This window comes from Bacteroidota bacterium (genome assembly GCA_005882315.1).
Classification (GTDB): domain Bacteria; phylum Bacteroidota; class Bacteroidia; order Chitinophagales; family Chitinophagaceae; genus VBAR01.
The window spans coordinates 1,798,763-1,823,009 of sequence record VBAR01000001.1 but is presented as its reverse complement, the minus strand read 5'-3'; the positions used below and the strand labels follow the sequence as shown (position 1 = coordinate 1,823,009).

The following is a 24,247-nucleotide window of genomic DNA, read 5'->3' as shown; positions in this document are numbered from 1 at the left end:
CAAGGCTCCTGATTGAATTAAATCTTAATACTTATTATTTATAACAACCCGTCTATCTATCCATCCACTTCTTAAACTCAGGGCTTTTCAACCGGCTCATATCGATCTCCAATTTATGATTCGGTTCTTTTAAACGAACAATCAATTTTGAATTTTCAACCGGCTTAACCGATTGTATCGCATCCATATTAATAATGAATTGTCGGTTGGCTCTATAAAACTGTTTTGGATCGAGCAATTCTTCCACCTCTTCCAATGTTACATAGTCGATCATGTATTTTTCGCCGTTGAAGAGATAAATATAATTCAGTACTTCTTTGCTAAAGCAGGCAATATCTTTTGTATTCACCGGCATCCATTGATTGCGTACATTGATGATAAATTTCTCTTTGTATTTTGATACTGCGGATGGATTAGCCAGTGATCTTATCAATTCTGTTATATCAGCAGGTGGTCTTTCACTTTTGTCAACCATCTTTCTGCATTTATCTATAGCAGCCGAAAGCTCGTTATCTTTTACCGGTTTAAGCAAATAATCAACGCCATTTACTTTAAATGCCCGGATAGCATACTCATCATATGCGGTCGTAAATATTATAGGACATTTCAAACTGAAATCATTAAAAATATCAAAGCTTACCCCATCACTCAATTGTATATCCATAAAAAACAGATCGGGTTCAGCATTTTCACCCAGCCATTTGCGTGCAGTCTTTAAGCTGGGCAATACATGTATCACCTGCACATCAGGAGCAACTTTATTTATTTTATTCTCTAACACTTTGGCGATGATCTCTTCGTCTTCAATGATTACTGCTTTCATATGCTGTGTTTTATATTAAAGGAATTTTTATTTGAAATGATTTTTCTTTTTCTTCAATCACGACTGGCAGATCACTCAGGTAACGATAAAGTGAAGTAAACTGGGCCAGGCCTTTTTTGTTTGAAGTCTCTACAACATTCTTCTTCTGTAAATTATTTTTTACGACAATGTAATCTCCTTCAATAAAAATATCAATTGTGAGAGGTGACGCAGTATCAATGATATTATGCTTAATGGCATTTTCAATCAGGTTTTGTAAAGTAACCGGCGCAATTTTATAATGCAGGTATTCATCCGGCACAGTGATATTTACGTGTAAACCTTTTTTAAATCGTGTCTGTTGAAGATTAATATATAATTGTACAAATTCAATTTCATCTTTTAATGATACAGTTTCATTATCGCCGTTCTTTAAAATATACCTGTAAATACCGGACATCTGTTCCAGGAAATTTCCAGCCACATGCTGGTCAGTTTCTATCAGCCCTGATAAAGAAGTAAGTGAGTTAAATAAGAAATGGGGATTGAGTTGCTGCTTCAGGCTTTCATACATCACCATTACTTTTTCTTTCTCCAGTAACTGAGCTTTGCTTTCAAGCATCAGCAGTTTTTCTCTTTGTGCAAGCCTATACCTGTAGAGGTAAAACAAAGCGCCGACACACAATAATGCAACAGCTAAAAAGAACCATGTAGTTTTATAGAAAGGTGTTTTAATAATAATGAGTAAAACAGCTTCTTCGGTTTTCCATGTGTTATTTTTCCCTTTCACTCTCACCTTGAATTTATAACTGCCCGGCGAAAGGTTATTGTAGGATGCTTCAGAATTCCCGGTTGATACTGTCCAGCTTTTTTCGGCGCCTTCAAGTATATATTCCAGGTCGTAAGGAAACAAATCTTTGTGAATAAGTGTTCCAAATCGTATGCGAATTGTGTTTTGATCGGGACGCAGCCTGATCATTTCTTCATTTAAGATTGTAAAGTTATTTCCATTTACGCTTAGCTGGCTTATTATCGGTTTTCTTTTTGCAGGTATGGCTTCTATTCTATCTGGAAAAAGTTCAACAACTTCATTCCTGATCGATGCGATCAAATTACCATTGGATCGTACTGAAAGATGATTTGTATAATTTAGATTGCTTTCGGAAATAGGTATTTTAAAATTATAGAACCTGGCAGGGCCGGGTATAAATACTGATAGTTTGTTATAAAATATTGTCCATACCCTGCCCTTATGATCAACTTTGAACCTTTGCATACGATTACTCGGTAAGCCATCGGCCGCATCCCAGAATTGTAAATTTTTATTTACAGGATTATAATGATAAAGCCCGGTTCCTTTACTAAGTATCCATAAATTTCCATTAGGATCTTCCTCGACAAACAAACCTGTCCCGTCATCCTTCATATCGTCCTTTATAAATTTTACTCGTTGCAGTACATTGCCATTTCTAATTGCAATATGATTATTGTATGAAGCCACAATAACTTTATGGCTTGGAGTACATACAATACTTGCTGCGATCGTTCGGTCTGTTGGCATTGCAGGATCTGGAGGATAAGAGATCAATTCACTTTTATCTTTCAGGTAATTCCAATACAATAATTTTTTCCCGTTATTGAAATAAACAACAGAATCTCCATCCATTGCCATTTCCGAACATGAAAAATCTTTATATCCGTTTGGTAAAAAAGTATAAGGAGTGATCTTCTGAGTACCTTTTTTCAGTTGCCAGGACCCAGTATATGTATTAATTATAACCAGGTCTTTAATAAATCGGATAGAATTAGGAAAACCCGGTTTTACTCCATTAGGTTGTGGTTCTGCTTTAGATAGATCAAACACTTCATATTTCTCATTCCGCGGATAATAATGAATAAGCAGTGACGACCTTGTCAACATCCAAAAACTTTCATCCGCTTTATCTTCTTCTAAATATAAAATAGAAGTCTTTGCCAATTCCGGGATCTTTTTCGGTAAATTATATTCCTTATAAATGTTTCTTTCAGGATTACATCTTGAAATTCCTGCATGAGTTCCCAGCCAGATAGTTCCGTATTCATCTTGTAAAATATCCCAAAAGAACTGTGTTACAACCGTACGATCACCATCCTGCTCATGCTTCAGTTCAATGATCTTGTTATTATTTGCCAAATCAATCAATAAAAGTTGATAGGTCAGGCTTGAAAACCATAAGCGATGATTATTATCTTCGAATATTGTCGCCCCATCTGCTTCCGGTATTTCATTTTTTATACTGATCCTTTGCAATATCTTTCTGCTATTGGGATCAAAAGAAATGATCTCTTTCTGATCATTATTACAAAACCAAATTTTACCTGTAGGTGACAGGCAAATAGCTGAGACATTTCTTTTTTTGAATAATGAATCATTGAGTTGATTTTGGCAATGAAGGAATGTTCTTTTTGCTATTTCAAAATACATTATACCGGCACGAGTTGCCAGCCAAAATCCTTTTCCAGAGGGATCCTTCACCACACCATTTTTTCGTATCTGGAAATATTCAACAGAATCGCGGTTATTAGTTGGCATGAACTCATCTTCAAACTCTTTTTTGTCCACATTGAATTTTAGTAAAGACCATAGCCCAATTGCCCAAATACTTCCTTGTTTGTCACAAATGATCTTGTAAAAGGTTTGTCCTTTACCAACACTTCTGATAGTATAATTAATAAACTTGTCTTTGATTGGTTCGAAACAAAAAACACCATTGTCTGTGCTACCCCAGATATTTCCTTTGGTGTCCTCACATAAACTATGCACCACCTCATTTATCATTGAACTAGCACCCTTTCTTTTTTTATAAACAAAAAAGTTGGACCCATCGTATCGGTTAAAGCCATTGTAAGTGCCGATCCATAAAACACCGCGACTGTCTTTCAAAAAACAGTTTACAATATTATCACCCAACCCATCATTTTCTTTCAGATGAGTGAATACAAAGGGGCTTTCCTGTGCTGATGCATTCAGCTCAATAACCAATAAAACAAAAAGTATAAATATCAACCGTATTCGCATTCAGGAAAGCTAATAAAAACAGGCGGGCTGTACAAGTTTAACCTGCAGATATGCATTCATTTCAATTGAGCTGCACAAAAACCCAAACGAAATGCAGCGGGTCTAAAACGAGATGCGTTTGTGTCATTTAGCTAGTATAAAACTTCAAACTTCCTGCTTTTGCATTTTAATTGAAACGTCGTGCATATTAATCTGAAATTTCCTCATATGGCTGTGTAAAATTTTTAAACCGAAAAACAGTTTTCCATTTTTACAGTGTCAAAACAAAAACACTTATGACTCAACAATCAACCATCACTCTCGCCACCTCAGAAGGTAAATATTTTTTCAGCCCTGAAGAGATCGTACGCCTTGAAGCGAGCAGCAATTACACAAAAATCTATTTCAGCAATAAAACCAAAATGATATCAGCAAAAGTGCTGAAAGAGTTTGTACTCATGCTGGAACCGTTTGGTTTTGTACGTACGCATCGTACGCATTTGGTAAACAGGCAACATATTCTTTGTGTAACTCACGATGGCAATATCATAATGAAAGATTCATCGGTGGCAGAAATAAGCCGCCGCATGAAAAGCGGGGTAATGAAACAACTTAAAAATGCAGCTTAATTAAATCAATTTTTAAACAACTTATATGAGAAATCTTCTCCTTTTTACCAGCTTTATTATTGGTTTTGTAAATGCAAATTCGCAGGCAGTTGGTATTGGCATCACATCCCCCTCTTCAAGTTCAATGCTTGATATCAGCAGTACAACTAAAGGCATGTTAATGCCCCGCATGACATCTGCACAACGCACTGCCATATCATCTCCTGTTTCAGGATTACTGGTATTTGATACGGATACCAAAACACTTTGGGCCTATGATGGCACAGCATGGAAAAATCTTTATACAAGTGGTGGAGTATTGACACTACCATTTTCACAGACAGTTAATACAGGAATTTCAGCATTCCAGGTAACCAACCAGGGAACCGGTGCGGCTATTGAAGGTTCTTCTACTGCTCAGTTTGGTACAGGCATAACTGCAAAAACTACTGGTGAAGGCGGTTGGAGTCTTTTTGCTTTTTCTAATGGGGCCGGATCACAATCAATAAGATCTTATGCAGATAATGGAACAGCATTTCATGGTGAAAATAATAATGCTGCTAATACAAACACTTTAGTGAACCTTTTTAATAAAGGTGCAGGTAAGACAGGCAGCTTTCAGCTTTCCAACAACAGTAGTACCTCACCCAATGTACAGATTGCAGGAAATCATCGTGGTGAACAATTGAAAATTTATCAAACGAATATATTAAACAGTGCCGCTGCTGTTTCAATTGAAAATTCGGGGACTGGACAAGGGCTTTATTCTACTGCAACTATTGGTTTTGGTATTTACGGTAAAAGTATAGGAAACGTCGGAGTATATGGTGAAAGCTCTACCGGGTATGGTGCAATGGGTGCTTCAACATCCGAGAATGGTGTATTCGGTTTAAGTGACGGCAACGGTAAGGCTGGTGTAAGAGGTGAAGCAGGAGGCTCGAATAGTAATGGTGTTTACGGAACAACAACCTCAGCAACTGGACATGGAGTATCGGGATTTAATGCATCAGGTATAGGAGTTCTTGGTTCAAGTAATACTTCAACAGGTGTTTATGGTTCAAGTATAAGTGGAACTGGTCTTATTGGCTACAGTACCAGTGGCACCGGGCTTTATACTTCCAGTATCAGTGGTCTTGCTCTTGATGTAAATGGAAATTTAAAAATATCAGGTGGTAATACCAACCCAAGCGATGGCGCCATTCTTACAAGCAATGCAAGTGGTAATGCAACCTGGAAACCCAGGAAGGTTGCGTTTAGCGCTTCCGGTTCCGGTACCAATCCACCTACCATACTATCTTATGTTAACACAACTATCGGGTATCAATCCGAGCGGTTCGATGCAGGCAACGATTTTAATACTTCTAGTGCTAATCCTGACCCAAATACCTTTATTGCTCCTGTTACAGGGGTGTATCATTTTTCTGCGGGCACGATAGTGGGGATATCATCGCTAATCTATAATATTGATTACAGTGAGATTAGTTTGATACGAAATAATTCAACATTGAAAGTGGTACGTGGCAATTTGCCTGATAATGGTCCTACAGGAAGTACGATTCAGTTAACTATTGATGCAACGGTATATCTGAATGCAGGAGACAAAGTGATTGTCCAAGTGTTACAAGGAAATCTTAATGATATTACCGGATTTTATTTGAGTTCAGAGTTTAGCGGCCATTTAGTCTATGCTGAATAATTATTTCTTTAGATACATACAAAGACACCATCAAGACAATCCGCCAGCACATCCTTTGTGTAACTCACGATGGCAATATCATTATGAAAGATTCATCGGTGGCTGAAATAAGCCGCCGCATGAAAAGCGGGGTAATGAAACAACTTAAAAATGCAGCTTAAATAATTTAATTGAAAAAAATGAGAAAGTTTTTTATCACGGTTATTGTTGTAGTTACGATTTCTAAATCCTTCTCCCAGAATTTAGGAATAGGCACCACTACACCGGCTTATCCATTGACAGTTGTTCCTAATGGCAACGGTATTGGAATAGTACAAAAAGGTGGTTCAGTAGAAATGGGTTTTGTTACTAATGCTGCTACAGGTGCATGGTTAAAGACTTTGACAAACCATAATTTGAATTTCACAGTAAATCATATTGCTAATAATCCTGACCCGGTTTTGATAGTATCCACAACCGGAAATGTAGGCATAAGTACAGGCGTTATAGCACCAGCTTATAAACTTGATATTAACGGCAGAATGAGAATACGCAATGATGATCAAACAGCAGGTATCTGGTTTGATGGAAACACATTAGCTACCCGTTCCTTTATTGGTACTATTAATGAAAATCATATCGGCATCTGGGGCAGTGGTGGTACCGGCTGGAATATTGCAATGAATGTGGAAAATGGAAACACTGGTATTGGTATATCTACACCTACTGCCAGACTGGATATTAATGGAGCAGTAAGATTAAGAAGTAATACACCAAAAACAGGCAGTGTGCTTACAAGTACTGATGCAAATGGTAATGTAACCTGGCAAGCTCCGGTTGCTTTCAAAGCATGGGGAAGTACCGATGGTAACTCGACATCTTATAATATTCCGCCAGGTGGCTGGGCAGACTATATAAAATATTTTTTCAGTTCATCCACTGATTATAATTTAGGATTCCACTATAACTCAAACACCTCTGAATTTACTGCCCCGGTAAATGGTATTTACCACTTTGATGCACAAGTGGCATTTGAATTAGAACTTATGCAAGGAGGCGTTGGCATTTTTGTACTTGAGCCAATCGGGTCAAATTCCGTTATTAATGCAAAAGGTTCACAAACCAGTAATGGTTCACCTTATCCGGAATGGGATTTCGATGTATTTGATGATGTCGGTGCTGCCAATGTCCATAAAGTTTCAACTGATGTTCGGCTGAATGCAGGCGAAAGAGTTCTTGTGAAAATCATGAGGAATAATGCCACCAACGATGGGATTTATGACCGGGTCAAACCAGATATAAGATTAACATGGTTTTCCGGGCACCTTGTTACACGTCTTTAACCAATTGTTATTGATACACCAATGTTTCATTCTCAGAAATTATAAACAATGAATGCTTACAATAAAACATTTTTTAACATGAAGCAACTAAAATTCATAACACTAGTATTAATAATCACCTGCCGGGTCAATGCTCAAAATGTAGGTATTGGTACCACAACACCGACTTATCCACTAACCGTTGTACCCGATGGTAATGGCAATGGAATAGTGCAAAGCAGCCAGGGACAAATCGGGTTTAATACAAGTGCAACATGGGGTGGTATTTTAAAAACGCTTAGTTCTATTCCACTGGGATTTTCAACAAATAACAGCGCTACTCCCATGATGATTTTTTCTACAGACAGAAATGTCGGGATAGGATTGGGCGTCAACTTACCCACCTACAAACTTGATATTGTTGGCAGAATGAGATTACAACATAATATATCGAATAATCAAACCGCCGGTATTTGGTTTGATGGAACCACAATAGAAACCCGTTCTTTTATTGGTACTATAAATGATGATCATGTAGGTATTTGGGGAGACGGCGGAGCTGGCTGGAATATTGCCATGAATGTAGAAAATGGAAATACAGGCATTGGCACTTCAGCTCCAACTGCTAAACTGGATATTAATGGATCACTCAGGTTAAGAAGTGGTGGACCAAAAGCAGGAAGTGTACTTATAAGCACTGATGCAAATGGAAATGCAGACTGGCAGGATCCTGTTGCATTTCATGCATCAGGCACCGGGATAGACTCTTTTGCAATACCTGCTAATACATGGACGAAGTTTATTTTTTCAAACTTTACTGAATATAATTCCGGGCTGCATTACCAGCCAGTCGCTTCACAATTTGTAGCACCGGTAAAAGGAATTTATCATTTTACTGCACAGGCTGATCTTGCTTTTACCAATACAACCAACCAGGGTATTGCCCTGAAACGCTCAAGGTATGGAGCGATAAGCAACATTGCATATAAAATGCTGAACCATGGCGGAGTTTCTGTTTCAGGTACACTGTACAACAACAAGGAAGGTACTGGTATGGAAATTTCAACTGAAGTTTTATTGGAAGCCGGTGATATCATATGGCTGGAAGTTTATCATGGTACTGCTACCTACACCTACAGTTATACTGGTTCTCATTGGTTTGCCGGAAACCTGGTTACAAGACTATAAAAAAAATTGCAGTGACACTGAAATCACATTTAAAAACAATTGTATGCATAAAATAATTTTCCCTTTTTTATTTATCTTCCTTACAGGGCATGTTCAATCTCAAAATGTAGGTGTTGGTACCAACTCACCTACTTATCCGCTAACTGTTGTGTCAAATAATAACGGCATCGGTGTCGTACAAAAAAATGGTGTAGTTGAAATGGGATTAGAGCTTACATCAGGTGGCTGGTTAAAGACATTCTCAAATCATAATTTACATTTTGCCACCAACAACAGTTCCGTTCCCGCAATGACAATTTCAACAAGTGGGAATGTTGGTATTGGTCTGGCTGGGGCTGTACCGTCGTATAAACTGGATATTGAGGGAAGGTTAAGATTTCAGCATTCCACTAATAGTGCAGGAATCTGGTTTGATGGCACAGCCTTTACTCCCCGATCTTTTATTGGCACACTCAACGATGATTATGTTGGTATATATGGGAATGGTGGTGCCGGATGGAATTTCGTCATGAATGTTGAAAATGGTAATACAGGAATAGGCACCTCTTCACCCACTGCTAAATTAGATGTAAACGGCACGCTGCGAATACGTGGTGCCGATGCAAAATTGGGAAGCACCTTTGTAAGTACAGATGCAAATGGTAACGCTGAGTGGATGGCCCCTGTAGCATTCCGTGCACAAGGCAGTGTTGATGGAGGCTCCACTACCGTTGGTGCCGGTGCATGGACAAAAGTTTTTTTCAGCACAACCACTTCTTACAATGCCGGGTTACATTATCAGCCGCTGGCTTCACAATTTGTAGCACCTGTAAAAGGAATTTATCATTTCAATGCTCAAACCAGTTGGCTTAATCGCAGGTATTCTGTGGGTATTGGATTAGAAGGTACAAGAAACGGTGTAAGCATAACGACGTTACCACAATATTCTTATGCGAATGGAAGAGTTGAACATGAAGGTAGTTATTATACTTTATACAAAGCAAACATTGAATCTCTATCCGTTGATGTAAAACTGGAAGCCGGTGATATTATCTGGCTGAAAGTTTATCGCAATACCGGTGATCAACTGAGTGCTGATCCTACAGTGACATGGTTTACGGGACGGTTAATTACACCCTATTAATTACTGCTGCGGTTTGAAAAGATGATTGAAGAATTGAAAAAAGAAATAGCAGAGTTAAAAAACAAAGAATTAATATTTAATACAGCCGGGTAAAATATAAACCTGGCTGTTTTTTATTTCATCGCAGGGTTATCTATCCATCCACTTCTTAAACTGCGGTGCTTTTTCCCGGCTGATGTCAACCTCGAGTTTAATTACAGGCTTTAAGGTGAGTACGAGCTTCGAATTTTCCAGCGGCTTTACACTGGCAATTGCATCAATATTGATGATGCATTGACGGTTGGCCCGGTAAAATTGCTTAGGATCCAGCAGTTCTTCAATTTCATCCATGCTTTCAAAATCAAGAATATGTTTATCCCCCGAAAATGTGTAGATGTAAAAAAGATTTTCTTTTGAAAACGCTGCAATATCTTTTGTATTAACCGGCATCCATTGGTGCCGATTATTAATTATAAATTTTTCTTTATATACAGGACTATTGGCAGGCTGTCCATTAGTAATAGTTTGCAAAAAATCTTTGATGCCTGTCGGATATTGCTGTTTGCTTTCTACGATTGTCCGGCATTTATCTATTGCATGTTTCAGCTCATCATTTTCTACCGGCTTAAGGATATAATCAACGCCATTTACTTTAAATGCTTTGATGGCATATTCATCATAAGCAGTAGTAAACACTACCGGGCAATCGATCTGGAACTGATCGAATAAAGAGAAGCTTACGCCATCTGAAAGTTGTATGTCCATAAAAAACAAATCAGGTAGTGCATTATTCAACAACCATTTTTTTGCCACCTTCAGGCTGGGAATAATATCTACTATATCTACATCAGCACTTACTTCCTTTATTTTTGTTTCCAGCTCTTTTGCAATCAATATTTCATCTTCGATAATAACTGCTTTCATATCAAAGGAATTTTAATTGTAAAATAGTTTTGATCCTCATTTATAATAAGTGGTCTTGAGTCAAGATATTGGTAAAGTGATCTCATATTCTGCAATCCTTGTTTATTACTGGTTTCTACAAATTCTTTTTTCTGTAGGTTATTTCTTACTACCAGGTAGTTATCTTCCACAAATATCTCAACTATCAAAGGTGTCTCTTCATCCACAAGATTATGCTTGATCGCATTATCAATAAGATTTTGTAAGGTAACAGGTACAATCCTTAAATGCAGGTGTTCGTCATTAATATTGAATTTTACCTGCAACCCTTCCCGGAAACGTGTTTGTTGCAATTCAATATAGGTTTGTACAAAGCTGATCTCGTCTTTGAGTTGCACCAGTTCGGAGTCACGGCTTTTTAAAATATACCGGTAGATCTTTGACATTCTTTCCAAAAAATCACCAGCATGTTTCTGATCCACACGGATAAGGCTGCGTAATGAAGTAAGTGAGTTAAAAAGAAAATGTGGATTTAAATGCTGCTTCAGGTTTTCGTACATTACCAATGCTTTTTCTTTTTCCAGTGCCCCTGCCTTATTTTCCAATGCATGTACCCGCTGCTGTTGTAAAAAACGATAACGTACAATACCATAGATCAGCAAACCAAGAAGCATAGCAACAAGCAATCGAAACCAAAATGTTTTATAAAAAACGGTGGCAATAAAAATTTCCAGTTGATGTTCAGGCACATTCCAGTCTCTCGGATTTGCGGTTGCTTTATAACGGAATATGTACTTGCCGCCAGGAACATTCGTATAGTTTATTATCCTGTCTTTTGTATAGATCCAATCTTCGTTAAAAGCTTCAAGCTTGTAAGCAAATAATGTGCTTTGAGGATTTGAATAGTTTAACGCTTCCAGCTCAATAGAAAAAAAACTTTCGTTTGGCCGAAGGTTAATCTGCTTCAATTCCCGTACAGGCAGCTCTCCATTTAGTTCTCTTCCTGAAACCCGGATAGAAACAATAGCTGCCGGCAAAACAGCTCGATGGATTTTTATAGTATAGGGATCAAACTGTACTATGCCATTATATGTTGCATATACAAAATTTCCGTTATGCAACTTGTAGGCACCCCCCTCATAAAAATACCCGTTGCTCAATCCATCTTTTTCATCAAACACATGAAAGCTTTTCCGGTCGGCTTCTAACATGCACAAACCTTTACTACTACCCATCCATAAACGATTGAGGCTATCGACCAGCAAGCCAGAAACTTTATTGGCCGGCAAGCCATCTTCTTCATAATACCTGTTGAATATTTTTTTTTCATCGTCATAAGCAATCAATCCATTTATAGCAGACAACCAGATAATCCCATTCTTATCTTCGGCAATTGACGTTATATAATCAAGGGAAAGGGATTGAGGGTTGAGCGTTTTAAAATCAAAAAACTGTCCTTCATTTTTTTGTTCATCATATCTCAACAGGCCACGGTTGGAAAGACTTAGCCAATAAATATTGCGGCTATCCTGAAATGCAGTATATACAGCGTATTTTTTATACTTCGCTAATACGGGCCTGTTAAAAAAGTTTTCAAATTTTTTTTTCTCCTTATTAAACCTATACATACTTGCAGGCGTACAGGCCATTAATCTTTTTTGCCTGTCAAAGCCGAGATAATTAATAAATAAGGCTGGGATGGAATCGGAATAGTTTACAGACTCTATTTTCTTTGATATAGGATTCCATTTGTTAAGACCATTACCTGTACCAATCCATATCACGCCATTTCCATCTGCCTGTAAAGAACGAATTGAATTATTTGCATCCTGTGATTTTATTTGTGCCAGGAAAAAATTCTGAAAACTTTCGGATTGGCGGTTATAAAAAGAAAGCCCCCTGTATGTACCAATCCATAAATTACCATTGGCATCTTCAGTAACAGCCTGGCACCAGTTATCGGCCAATGCCGGATCCCGAAACGTTGATCTGCTGATAGTGGTAAATGAATTGTTAGCAGGGAAAAAATAATCAACTCCATTGTTCTGGGCTGAAAGCCAGATACCCTTATCCCTGTCTTCATATAATGTATAGATCGTATTGGAGCTTACACCTGATGGATTTCCGGGATCATGAAGAAAATACCGGAAATTTTTCTTTTCTACATCAAATTTCACCAAACTTGAACGAAGTGTTGCGATCCAAAGCCTGTTTTCACTATCAATCATTAGATCCAGGATGCGGTTATCGATCCATTCTTTTTGCTGGGTATGCAATTGTTCGAAATAAATAAATGATTTTTTTGCCGGATCAAACTGTATAAGATTTGATCCATAATAATCAGCAGATATCCATACCATCCCATTTTTATCAATTACAATATTCTGTATATCGTTACTGTGTATAGATATAGGATCATTAGCATTATACTGATACGATTCAGTTGTCCATGTTTTATAATTAATAACAAAAAGGCCAGCTTTAGAACCTAGATAAATATTTTCTTTTCCATCTGTCGCAAAAGCATAGATATGAAGCTTTGCAATTTTCCTTATAAATGAATCGCTATGACGGGCCAGTTCAGTTACTTCATTTGTTTTTTCATTTGCTATCACTAAACCTTTTTGCGAATTCATCCACAGTATACCATCCTCAGTTTCTATCATCCTGCTATCCCTAGCAATAATGCCAAAAGGTGATCGCTGAAAATTATTATGCAAATAATCGTAGCGGCAAAAACCTGTAAAAGTGCTGATATATAAATTACCACCCCGCGTACAGTACATACGGCGGATATTCATATCGGGTAATGAAGTACTGTCTTTTATGTCTGAAACATACTTGAGCATAGTGTGACCGTTGTACTTGTTCAGTCCGATGCTTCCCAGCCAGATGGTACCATATTTATCCTGTACTATGGAACTTACTTTAGGTTCAGTAATACCGTCATTCATGGTCAGGTGCCTGAAATGATAGGTAGATTGTGCAGATGAATAACAAGCCGCAATAATAAAAATGAATAGCGTTGATAATTTCCTGACTGACATTATTTACAAAATAGCAAACCTGCAGGGCTATACAAAATTTAAACCCGGAAGCGTAGTAAAAAAGGGGCGGAAGCGTTATAAATCAAGTCCCACCAATTAAAAAAAATAAACTCTAAAATAATAAGGAAGGGAAAGCGAAGAACAAAGAATGAAATGTTTTAATAGTATTCCCTACAGTAGTTATAAACAAAATTTATACCCCATAACGTTTCCACTCCTTTTTTACTACGCTTCCGCTACAAATGAATTACAACACAACCGGATAAAATTTTTATCTGTCTGATCAGTTTGCATTTTTGAGATTGAAATAATATCAAAACCAACTAGCATGAAACAATTTCTTATTTTTTTAATAATTTTTTTGATGGCATTTTCATTACAGGGACAAAATATCGGTATCGGCACAATATCGCCTAATAGCAGTGCTATGCTTGATATCAGCAGCACAACTAGAGGATTGCTGATTCCAAGAATGACAACAGCCCAACGCTCAGTTATTATAATGCCTGCTGCAGGACTGTTGGTGTATGATACTGATGCTGCAAATTTTTACTATTACAATGGAAGTTCGTGGACAGCATTTAGTGGAATTGGTGGTAGCAATACTAACTGGAAACTGACAGGTAACACCGGCACCAGCCCTGTTAGTGATTTTATTGGCACATTTGATAATGAGTCGGTGATGTTTAGAATAAATAATATTCCTGCGGGACTACTGAGTAAAGATGGAAGTGTTTTTTGGGGGAGCCAGGCCGGGTTTAATAATGGTTCACGTTATAGCAATATCGCCATTGGCACCCGGGCACTTTACAGTAACAGTCGAATCAATAATACGATTGCTATTGGTGACTCTGCACTATACAACAATAATGTAATAGGTCTTGACGATGACTACCCAGATGCAACAGATAATATCGCCATTGGCTCCAAAGCACTTTATGCAAATACGACTGGCTTTAGAAACAGTGCCTTTGGTACAAAAGCATTAAATCACAACAATACCGGTTCTGGCAATAGTGCGTTTGGATATGAGAGTCTTGAAAATAATACAGGTTCTTTTAATAGTGGTTTTGGAAGTCATACATTAAGTTCTAATACTTCAGGGTCTGCAAATACAGTTATCGGGGCATTTGCATTAATTAATAATACAACCGGAAGTACCAACACTGTTGCTGGCAATAATGCAGCCTATCAGAATCAAACTGGTTATTCCAATATTGCCATTGGAACTCACAGCCTGTACAATAATACGAATCGCAATAACATTGTGGCTGTTGGTGATTCAGCGTTGTTCTCTAACGGAATAGGTGCAGTCATCTCAAGCCAGGCAGTAAAAAATACTGCAGTAGGCTCAAAGGCTTTATACAACAATACAACAGGAAGTGTAAATACTGCTGTAGGTTTTGAATCGCTGAAAAATAATATTACAGGACAAGGCAATACTGCATTAGGCGTATCGACATTGCTGAATAATTCATCCGGATCTAATAATACTGGAACTGGTGAAGATGCGTTAAGATCTAATACATCTGGTTCAGAGAATACAGCCAACGGTGCCGCTGCGCTAATGCTTAATACAACTGGTATTTTTAATACCGGTATTGGTTCATCTTCTCTTACCACTAACACAACAGGAAGCTATAACACTTCGGTGGGTTATGCATCTGCATCCATGAATACAACCGGGGACAATAATACTAGCTTAGGGGCTGGCTCTCTTTATCAAAACACGACAGGTTATAATAACACAGCCGTAGGACACAGTGCTCTTACTTCTAATACAATCGGCATTTATAATACAACCAGCGGCTACCAAACGACAATAAATAATACTTCAGGTTCAAGGAATACAGTATATGGCTCATTGACGATGTCAGCCAATATCACAGGTAACCAGAATACAGTTATTGGCTACCAGGCAATGAATGCTAATACCAGTGGTGATGCAAATGTAGCTGTAGGTGGTTCAGCACTGACTGGGAATGTTACAGGGTCGAATAATACTGCTGTTGGATACAATGCAGATGTTTCTGCAAATAATCTTATCAATTCAGCAGCTATTGGATACAATGCGACTGTTAATGCTAGTAACAAAATCCGTATTGGCAACAGTAGCGTTACTGTTATTGAAGGCCAGGTAGCTTATACAGTAAGCGATGGCCGCTTCAAGAAAAATATACAGGATAATGTTCCCGGTCTTGAATTAATTACTGCATTAAAACCGCTAACCTATCAATATAAAAGTTATGAGTTCGAAAAATTTTTAAATAAAAACAATGAGAAGCGACAGGCAGAATTAAAACAAGCTGATTTTTCCGAAGCTGAAAGCATGACGCATATGGGTTTCATTGCTCAGGATGTTGAAAAACTTGTAAAGCTAAAAGGATATAATCTTTCCCTGGTACATAGCCCTACCAATCCTACCGATAATTACAGTATCGCTTATAGCGAATTAGTAGTTCCACTTGTAAAAGCTGTTCAGGAACAACAACGGCTTATCGAACAGCAACAAAAAGCTATTGAACAAATGCAAAAAGAAATAACTGTATTAAAAGAAAAATCAAAAACCAATTAATATGACAAGGATTGTTTCACTGCTTTTAGTTTTACTAATAGCAAATTTTCTACCGGCACAAAATACCGGTATCGGCACATCAACCCCAGATAACAGTGCTATGCTTGATATTACAAGTACTAATAAGGGACTGTTGATTCCCAGAATGACAACTGCACAACGCAATGCTATTGTAAACCCGGCTACAGGTTTATTGGTTTGGCAAACCGATGGCACAGCAGGTTTCTATTATTACAATGGCAGCACATGGACTGCTTTCACTGGAGGAGCACCTATTCCATTGAGTGGCTGGGCTACTACCGGAAATGCAGGCACTGATTCGATCACCAACTTTATTGGCACAATAGATAATCAACCACTCATTGGTAAAGTTAATGGCGAACAGGTATTTCGCTTCAGTGAAAAAATGGAAAGCACATTGGCCGGGTTTCAGGCGGGTAAAGTCAACATCGCAAGATATAATACATTTTATGGTTACCAGGCGGGCAAAGCAAACACGACAGGCAACTATAATTTATTTGCGGGTTACCAAGCTGGCCAAAATAATACCAATGGTGGCGAAAATACTTTTATAGGTTACCAGGCCGGGCAATCTAATACTACAGGCTATAGAAATTTTTTCTGTGGTGTAAATGCCGGCAACAATAATACTAACGGCTTTCAGAATCATTTTATAGGCTATAAGGCCGGTCAGGCTAACACAACAGGTTTTTGGAATCATTTCAGCGGAACTTTCGCAGGTTTTACAAATACTACCGGCAACAGTAATGTATTTGAAGGCACATATGCAGGATACTTAAATACAACCGGGGCAAATAATACTTTTATTGGTTATAGTGCAGGTTACGCAAATACAACAGCAAGCAAAAATCATTTTGTAGGTAGCTATGCAGGCACAAATAATACGACTGGTTACGAAAATCATTTTGAAGGTTATTCTTCTGGATTTTATAATACGACTGGTTATGAAAACCATTTTGAAGGTTATTATTCCGGTCTCAGCAACACAACTGGCATAAATAATCATTTTGAGGGTTATAAATCAGGTATGAATACTACAACTGGTAGCCAGAATCATTTTATCGGTTACCAGGCTGGTCGGGAAAATATAACGGGCAATTACAATCATTTCGTTGGAGTATTTGCAGGTGTTTCAAATGCCAATGGAAATAATAATTTCGTTGAAGGATACCAGGCCGGGGCACTAAACATTTCCGGTAACAATAATTTTATCACCGGATTTCAATCTGGTTATTTTAATACAGCAAGCTATAATCATTTTACCGGTTACCAGGCTGGCTTGAGCAACACAACCGGTACACCTAATCATTTTGAAGGATACCAGGCTGGTTTCGCCAATACAACTGGCAGTCAAAATCACTATAGTGGATATGCCGCGGGTTATAAAAATACAACAGGTTTCAGTAATACTTTTCTAGGCTATCAAACCGGACATGAGAATGTAACAGGTAGTGGTAATGTAATGATCGGGCATCTGGCAGGCTATAATGAAACCAGCAGTAATAAACTTTATATTAGCAATTCCGCTACTGCTAATCCATTAGTCTTCGGCGATTTTACAAACCAGTATATCAAATTAAACGGAGACCTGCGTCTGAAAAAGACAATAGATAATGGTGCCCCTATGCTACGTCTAACTGATGTCGTCAGCGATTATACAAAAGTTATATATGAAAGCACTGGCTATCCTTACTATTGGGCTACTATATCCAGTGGAGCAGAAGAAAATATCGGCTATTCTGATTTTTCATTTTATTACAGCCATTTTGCAGATAATAACGGACGTATCTTTTCAATCAGTACCAATGGGAATGCTTACTTAGAAGGCACTCTATGGGAAAGCTCCGATCAAAGACTCAAGAAGAATATTACACCTTACACAGGAGCTCTTAACAAAATCAAACAATTGAGAGCTGTTACTTATGAATGGAAAAACAGAGAAAAGCATAACGTTGAAAACATTGGTTTTGTTGCCCAGGAATTAGAGCAGATCATACCACAACTTGTCACAACAAAAGAAAATGGATACAAAGCAGTTGCTTACTCCAAAATGGTTCCCGTTCTTGTAGAAGCGATCAAAGAGCAGCAAAAGATGATTGACGAGTTAAAGCAGGCAGTAGATGAGCTAAAAACAAAAAAGTAATTCTGTAAATTATTTTTTATGAAAACAATTAATCAAAAACTTTCATTAGGAACTTCAAAGGGTTTATATTTTTTTAGTCCTGATGAAATACTAAGACTTGAGGCCAGCAGCAATTATACTTTTATTCATTTTACAAATAATACCAAACTGTTAAGTTCTAAAGTGCTGAAAGAGTTTGAGCAAATGTTAGAGCCTTTTGGATTTGTCAGAACCCATCGTACACATTTGGTAAACCGTAAGCATATTCTTTGTGTTACTTCCGATGGTAATATTATTATGAAGGATGCATCGATAGCTGAAATATCAAGGAGGATGAAAAGTGGAGTAATGAGAGCATTACGTAACGCAGCATAGTAATAAGTAATCATTGATTATACAAAATATCTCCCCGGGTTTGGTTCATTTCTTATTTTTGGCAAAACAAATAGCATGTACCAAACCCTTCTCACTTCTTTAGAGAACAATATTCTTATCATTACTATCAACCGGCCCGATAAACTGAATGCATTGAACAAAGATGTGTTCACGGATCTGAATAATGCCGTAACTGAAATTGAAAATAATACAGAAATAAGATCAGCTATTATTACCGGTGCCGGGCCAAAAGCATTTGTTGCCGGTGCAGATATTTCAGAGTTTGGTGGTTTTGATAAAGAACAAGCAATGGCATTGGCCAAAAGAGGGCAGGATATTTTTGCGAGGATAGAAAATTGCGGTAAGCCGATTATAGCAGCAGTAAATGGTTTTGCACTCGGTGGTGGCTGTGAATTGGCAATGAGTTGTCATTTTCGTATCGCAAGCGACAATGCAAAGTTTGGACAGCCTGAAGTAAATCTTGGGTTGATCCCGGGTTATGGCGGCACACAGCGTTTAGTTCAGTTGATTGGAAAAGGAAGGGCAATTGAATTACTGGTTTCTGCAAATATGATTGATGCGGCTCCAGCTTTGCAATATGGGCTGGTAAACTATGTAACAACGCAGGATGATCTGCTGAATAAAGCAAAGGCGCTTCTTGCTATAATCAATTCAAAGGCCCCACTTGCTGTAGCTGCTTGCATTAAAACAGCAAATGCAGTTTTCGATGAAACAATTGATGGCTTTGAACTGGAAATAAAAGAATTTGGAAATTGTTTTGATACTGAAGATATGAAAGAAGGAACTACTGCCTTTCTTGAAAAAAGAAAAGCAATATTTAAAGGGAAATAATTGCGCTAAAAAATAAAGACTGCCCGTATGGACAGCCTTTATTTTTAACTATTGCAAAATTTATTCCTTCACAAACTTTACACTTCTAACCTCACTGCCGTTATTAATATTCAACATATAAATACCAGCAGGCAGTTTTGCAATATTTATTTCAGTGATCATTTTATTTGTCTGTTGCTGCATCACCATTTTACCCATTACATTATATACCTGCAATGTTGCGTTTGATTGTAAATCATCAATCGAAACATTCAGTTTGCTTCCAGCCGGGTTAGGAAAAATATTTACCCTTGCAGAAGTAATTAGATCACTGCCATCGCCCCTTGAGGCTGTACCACCTCCAACATTTAGTGTGTAACATGAACTTGCATCACTTGCATTTCCTTTCGGGAATACCCTTGCATAGTAAGTACCTGCACCAAGAGTCGTGTTGATTATTTCATTAGCTGTTCCGTTATTTTGTGAAGTAACCAATGCAGTACTGCTGCTGTTAAGTAATGATAATTGATAGTTGTCAGGCAATGTTGTTAATGACAGAATGATCGAACCACCCGTTCCAATTACAAATTTGTAATGATCATTATCCCCTCTTGCCGAAATAGTTCCTTTAATATCTGTATTGAATGGGATCTGAAGGGCGCCTCCTGTTGTTCCATTTGTGCTTACGTCATATATGCCGGGGCAAACACCTCCTCCAGTTGAGCCAGTCGTAAACTGTTCAGCAATATAATTTCCCGAACCGCCAGAACAATTGGCTCTTACTCTCCAATCATAAATAGTAGCAGCTGATAAACTGCTGAGATTTGCAGAAAGCAAAGTTGTGGCTGTCGCCACATTTATCCATGTGCCACTTGATGCGGCCTTATAATCTACATCATAGTTCAATGCGCCACTAACAGTATTCCAATTAATAGTAGCGCTGTTTGTAGTGACAGCTGTTTCATTCAAACCAGTTGGATCTCCACAAGCAGCCGGTGTACCAATGGTGAAGTTGGTGTTAGAGATATCAAAGAAAATATTTCCAACTGCTTCAACTTTTATGCGGTTAGTTCCACCCGGTGTGTTGGGTACAGCTACAAGCTCTGAACCATCATTTGCTATGCCCGATGCTAATATTGAGAATGTATTACCGCCATCGGTAGATAAAAGAATATTCACTGTAGCGCAACTAACCGGTGCAGCCGTTGTGTTATTTACACTCCAGGTTACTGTTGCATTTCCGCCAGCACTCCATGTAATATTTGTATTTGGAGATGTGACTGCAAATGGGCCAGAAGTATTGGTAACAGTAACTACAGCATCCGTAAATCCAGTTTGCCCAATTGTCGATCCTGCAACATAAGGACTATTATCTCTTACTGTTACCCTGAAGTTTAAGGTTCTTGAAACAGAGCTTAATGCTTCAGTGTTTGCTGCTGCATCACCACCTAAAGTAGGAGTTACGTTTAAACCAGCCAGGATGGTTGATAATCTTGGAAACAATCTTGTCCCCGATGGAGTAGCTGGAAATGATAACCAATTTGGACCTGTAGCTTTTGTTGGTGACGCAACACTACCTGATCCGGATGTTGTGGCATTATCATTTTGTTCCCAGCAATAAGTTAATGGATCATTCTCACCATCAGTCGCAGAAGCAGTTAATGCAAACGGAGTGCTGATAGGAATTGTATAATTGCTGACAGCTGCAACAACTGGTGCCGTATTAGCTGTCATTACTACTGATACCGGGCAGGTTTTGTTAGCCAGGTTAGCTTGTATCTGGGCGATACTAGTCTCATGAAAAATATCAATAGAATGTTTTGCTACATCATAAGATGTAATTCCTGCATAACCCATAATGGTAATGCCTGAGCCTACTTCTTTATTTACACCTGTACCTTCCAAACTATGTGAAAAAGTATGATTACCTCCTAATTGATGTCCTACTTCATGTGCTACATAGTCTATATCAAAATTATCTCCTTGTGGAATTCCGTCAGCAGGTGAAGTAATACCTCTTCCTTTTGAGCCGTTCACACATACACAACCAATACAGCCAGCATTTCCACCACCGCCGGAAGCGCCAAACATATGACCGATATCATAATTGGCTTCCCCAATATTCGCAGTTAAGGTTGATTGTAATTGATTATTCCAACTTGATAATGTTGTATACGGATCTGTTGATGGATTGTAATAAATAACTGCTGTCGTATTTGCAATAAGATTAAGATGTAATGCCAGATCTTTTTCGTAAACACCATTACAACGGGTAAGCGTTGCATTAAAAGCAGCTAAAACCAAATCTACCTGTGCAGAACTCGTAGCACCAAAATAGTTGGAATATTCTCCGTTACAGGATTGAGCCAAACGCATCGTTTTTAATGTTCCGTTAGAACTGCCGGTTAGGTCAGCAGCACCAATGCCCGATTTTATTTCAGCATTCATTTGCTGATCAACAGTGCTGCAAGTCCATGGCAATTGTCCCTTATCCCTATGAGAACTATAAACAGAATAAACAGTATGATCCTGCGAATAGGGCTCAATAAATTCATTATTTCTGCCAGTTCTGAAAACCATTGATTGCATTCCTTGAGGCGATATGCTCAATTTTACAGTAGCGAATTTATCAGTAATACCTCTGCCTGAATAAGCTCTTATTTCAGGGAATTGAGCTTGCAATGCTGGTTCAAAATTTGACGCTTCAAATATTTCAAATTGTTCAAGATTACCCACAGCATTTGGCAGGGAAATAATTGTTGATGGTCGTGTTTGTTTATCAAGAACAGAAAATAATTTCTGTCTGAAAGGGGCAGCATTTAAATTAAATAATTTAAACTCTTTTGGATACGACACTCTTGCTACAGCTTTGTCGGTAGGAATAGCATTTTTGTTTTCGCTGTTTGGTGACCAGTATTGATCCGCCTGTGAAAACGCTACCGAACTAATCATTGCCAATAGGAGTGTAAGCAATAGTCCTTTTCTCATAAAAGTTTTGTTTAGGTTTAAAGATTATCTTTTAAAAGTAAGTAGAATAGCAAATTAAAAATTCACCCACCTGTACTTAATTAATAAATACCTGTGGATAATTCATAATTGGTTAAACAAGGAGTAGTAATTCTCAGGAGGATTATTTCTCAACCAGCTTTTCATCAAGGAGATAGGCTGTTACAGCCCTGATGTTATCGCCACCATTCTTATCATCCATATATACTTTAAATGAACTGACTTCTGTGGCAGGAAAGGTCAGCAAACGTTTTCTTCCAACTGTAGTGCCATTTACAGCACCTACATTCTTTTTGCCATTAAACAATTCAATTCTGAAATTACGAATCGTTTGGCCATTATGCAAGTATTCATACAAACCGATGCAATTGATCTTTTTTACCGCATCAAACTCAACAGTAAACTGCAACACATTAGTAGAGTAAGCCTCTCCGCTGTTTGATTTAAATTCCCTGATGATCAATTCTTTATTGGGCAGATTATCCATTGAAAATTCCCAATAGGCTTTCGCCGTTTTGGCAAGATTATCTTTAAAACTTTCGTCACGCAATTTTTTGAAAGCCATCAACGCTGCAGAATCATTTTCATTGATGAGTCCTCTTCTGTCCGGCGGTACATTCAGTAATAAGTTAGAGCCGCGTCCTACACTTTTCAAATACAGGTCAAATAACTGCTCTCCTGTTTTTACTTTACTATCCTCTTCTGCATGATAAAACCAACCCGGGCGAATACTCACATCACATTCTGCCGGGATCCATTGTTTGCCAGTTTCAATTCCTGTATTCAAAACTTTTTGTGAAGGACCACCTGCACCTCTTGTAAAACCAGCAGTATCTATATAATTCCAGTTTGTTTTACCAGCAATACCATCTTCATTACCAACCCAACGAACATCAGGGCCGATATCAGAAAACACAATTGCGTTCGGTGCAATTTTTCTTATCGTATTTTCAAAGCGGCGAAAATCATATACTTGTTTCTTGCCATTTGGCCCTTCACCATTGGCGCCATCCCACCACATTTCAAAAACAGGTCCATAACTTTTTACTACTTCAGTCATTGTATTTACGTACACATCATTGTATTCATCTGTTCCATACTTCGGATTGTTTCGATCCCATGGCGAAATATAAACACCGAACTTCAGACCAAACTCACGGCATGCTTTTGACAGATCACGCAGCACATCGCCTTGTCCATTCTTCCATTTACTCTCACGAACGGTATGTGTTGAGTACTTACTCGGCCACAAACAAAATCCATCATGATGTTTTGCAGTTATGATAATTCCTTTTGCACCTGCAGCTTTTGCAATTCTTGCCCACTGTCGGCAATCGAGTTCAGTTGGATTAAATACATCTTCCGGCTCATCACCATGTCCCCACTCTTTATCTGTAAATGTATTGGGTCCGAAATGCATGAAGAGGTAATATTCCATTTCATGCCATTGAATTTGTTGGCGTGTAGGTTTTGCCTGCTGAGCAAATGAATGTGAAAAGGGAAAAATAAAAAGGGAAAAGAAGATTATTGAACAAAGAAGATTAGTTGTGTATTTAACTGCATTTCTACTATTGTCGTCCCTTGCGTCGCACACTTGTACTGAAGGAATTCTTTTCAGCAACAAGGAAGCATT

The 24,247-nt window shown here is 38.1% G+C and carries 15 protein-coding genes; 9 read left to right on the top strand and 6 right to left on the bottom strand.

All coding sequences use genetic code 11. The annotated features are described in order from the left end of the window. Positions 1–52: 52 nt before the first annotated feature. On the bottom strand, positions 53–823 hold the full coding sequence (locus E6H07_07565) for a response regulator transcription factor (GenBank protein TMI65755.1): 771 nt from the start codon (positions 821–823) through the stop codon (positions 53–55). 10 nt (positions 824–833) lie between these two features. Further along, entirely contained in the window at positions 834–3,860 is a 3,027-nt protein-coding gene (locus tag E6H07_07560) for a hypothetical protein (protein TMI65754.1), read from the bottom strand. Positions 3,861–4,135: 275 nt separating this feature from the next. On the opposite strand from E6H07_07560, the gene E6H07_07555 reads away from it, so the two are divergent. The 5 genes from E6H07_07555 to E6H07_07535 all read left to right on the top strand — a co-directional run bounded on the left by E6H07_07555 (position 4,136) and on the right by E6H07_07535 (position 9,755). Next, positions 4,136–4,468, top strand: a complete 333-nt coding sequence (locus E6H07_07555; GenBank protein ID TMI65753.1) for a LytTR family transcriptional regulator — start codon at positions 4,136–4,138, stop codon at positions 4,466–4,468. Positions 4,469–4,493: 25 nt separating this feature from the next. Beyond that, the gene (locus E6H07_07550; protein ID TMI65752.1) at positions 4,494–6,143 is read left to right on the top strand and encodes a hypothetical protein; all 1,650 of its coding nucleotides are present in this window, start codon (positions 4,494–4,496) and stop codon (positions 6,141–6,143) included. 179 nt (positions 6,144–6,322) lie between these two features. Next, positions 6,323–7,465: a hypothetical protein gene (locus tag E6H07_07545; GenBank protein TMI65751.1), complete on the top strand. Its 1,143-nt coding sequence runs from the start codon at positions 6,323–6,325 to the stop codon at positions 7,463–7,465. 48 nt (positions 7,466–7,513) lie between these two features. Continuing rightward, positions 7,514–8,632 carry a hypothetical protein gene (locus E6H07_07540; protein TMI65750.1) on the top strand — a complete coding sequence of 373 codons (1,119 nt, stop codon included), beginning with the start codon at positions 7,514–7,516 and terminating at the stop codon, positions 8,630–8,632. Next, entirely contained in the window at positions 8,559–9,755 is a 1,197-nt protein-coding gene (locus E6H07_07535; protein TMI65749.1) for a hypothetical protein, read from the top strand. Before E6H07_07540 ends, E6H07_07535 begins: the two co-directional genes overlap by 74 nt. Positions 9,756–9,884: 129 nt before the next feature. Here the strand turns inward: E6H07_07535 and E6H07_07530 are convergent, their stop codons facing one another. Both E6H07_07530 and E6H07_07525 read right to left on the bottom strand, forming a co-directional pair. Then, the gene (locus tag E6H07_07530) at positions 9,885–10,658 is read right to left on the bottom strand and encodes a response regulator transcription factor (protein TMI65748.1); all 774 of its coding nucleotides are present in this window, start codon (positions 10,656–10,658) and stop codon (positions 9,885–9,887) included. After that, a complete protein-coding gene (locus tag E6H07_07525) occupies positions 10,655–13,684 on the bottom strand; it encodes a hypothetical protein (GenBank protein ID TMI65747.1) in 3,030 nt (1,009 codons plus the stop codon). Before E6H07_07525 ends, E6H07_07530 begins: the two co-directional genes overlap by 4 nt. 328 nt (positions 13,685–14,012) lie before the next feature. Here E6H07_07525 and E6H07_07520 point away from each other — a divergent pair, with 328 nt between their 5' ends. From E6H07_07520 to E6H07_07505, 4 genes are all read left to right on the top strand, one after another. After that, complete coding sequence (locus E6H07_07520) at positions 14,013–16,259, top strand: hypothetical protein (GenBank protein ID TMI65746.1); 2,247 nt, start codon at positions 14,013–14,015, stop codon at positions 16,257–16,259. A 1-nt stretch (position 16,260) separates the two neighbouring features. Beyond that, positions 16,261–18,423, top strand: a complete 2,163-nt coding sequence (locus E6H07_07515) for a tail fiber domain-containing protein (GenBank protein TMI65745.1) — start codon at positions 16,261–16,263, stop codon at positions 18,421–18,423. An 18-nt stretch (positions 18,424–18,441) separates the two neighbouring features. Beyond that, complete coding sequence (locus tag E6H07_07510; GenBank protein ID TMI65744.1) at positions 18,442–18,777, top strand: LytTR family transcriptional regulator; 336 nt, start codon at positions 18,442–18,444, stop codon at positions 18,775–18,777. A 75-nt stretch (positions 18,778–18,852) separates the two neighbouring features. Then, entirely contained in the window at positions 18,853–19,629 is a 777-nt protein-coding gene (locus tag E6H07_07505) for an enoyl-CoA hydratase (protein TMI65743.1), read from the top strand. Positions 19,630–19,689: 60 nt separating this feature from the next. Here the strand turns inward: E6H07_07505 and E6H07_07500 are convergent, their stop codons facing one another. Then, positions 19,690–22,596: a T9SS type A sorting domain-containing protein gene (locus E6H07_07500; GenBank protein ID TMI65742.1), complete on the bottom strand. Its 2,907-nt coding sequence runs from the start codon at positions 22,594–22,596 to the stop codon at positions 19,690–19,692. A gap of 142 nt (positions 22,597–22,738) precedes the next feature. Beyond that, positions 22,739–24,052 carry a glycoside hydrolase family 29 (alpha-L-fucosidase) gene (locus tag E6H07_07495; protein ID TMI66493.1) on the bottom strand — a complete coding sequence of 438 codons (1,314 nt, stop codon included), beginning with the start codon at positions 24,050–24,052 and terminating at the stop codon, positions 22,739–22,741. Between the last annotated feature and the right edge of the window lie 195 nt (positions 24,053–24,247).

Bases quoted from the DNA above. Each gene is read 5' to 3' on its own strand.
- E6H07_07565 (TMI65755.1), bottom strand. From the start codon at position 823: ATGAAAGCAGTAATCATTGAAGACGAAGAGATCATCGCCAAAGTGTTA.
- E6H07_07560 (TMI65754.1), bottom strand. From the start codon at position 3,860: ATGCGAATACGGTTGATATTTATACTTTTTGTTTTATTGGTTATTGAG.
- E6H07_07555 (TMI65753.1), top strand. From the start codon at position 4,136: ATGACTCAACAATCAACCATCACTCTCGCCACCTCAGAAGGTAAATAT.
- E6H07_07550 (TMI65752.1), top strand. From the start codon at position 4,494: ATGAGAAATCTTCTCCTTTTTACCAGCTTTATTATTGGTTTTGTAAAT.
- E6H07_07545 (TMI65751.1), top strand. From the start codon at position 6,323: ATGAGAAAGTTTTTTATCACGGTTATTGTTGTAGTTACGATTTCTAAA.
- E6H07_07540 (TMI65750.1), top strand. From the start codon at position 7,514: ATGAATGCTTACAATAAAACATTTTTTAACATGAAGCAACTAAAATTC.
- E6H07_07535 (TMI65749.1), top strand. From the start codon at position 8,559: ATGGTACTGCTACCTACACCTACAGTTATACTGGTTCTCATTGGTTTG.
- E6H07_07530 (TMI65748.1), bottom strand. From the start codon at position 10,658: ATGAAAGCAGTTATTATCGAAGATGAAATATTGATTGCAAAAGAGCTG.
- E6H07_07525 (TMI65747.1), bottom strand. From the start codon at position 13,684: ATGTCAGTCAGGAAATTATCAACGCTATTCATTTTTATTATTGCGGCT.
- E6H07_07520 (TMI65746.1), top strand. From the start codon at position 14,013: ATGAAACAATTTCTTATTTTTTTAATAATTTTTTTGATGGCATTTTCA.
- E6H07_07515 (TMI65745.1), top strand. From the start codon at position 16,261: ATGACAAGGATTGTTTCACTGCTTTTAGTTTTACTAATAGCAAATTTT.
- E6H07_07510 (TMI65744.1), top strand. From the start codon at position 18,442: ATGAAAACAATTAATCAAAAACTTTCATTAGGAACTTCAAAGGGTTTA.
- E6H07_07505 (TMI65743.1), top strand. From the start codon at position 18,853: ATGTACCAAACCCTTCTCACTTCTTTAGAGAACAATATTCTTATCATT.
- E6H07_07500 (TMI65742.1), bottom strand. From the start codon at position 22,596: ATGAGAAAAGGACTATTGCTTACACTCCTATTGGCAATGATTAGTTCG.
- E6H07_07495 (TMI66493.1), bottom strand. From the start codon at position 24,052: ATGGAATATTACCTCTTCATGCATTTCGGACCCAATACATTTACAGAT.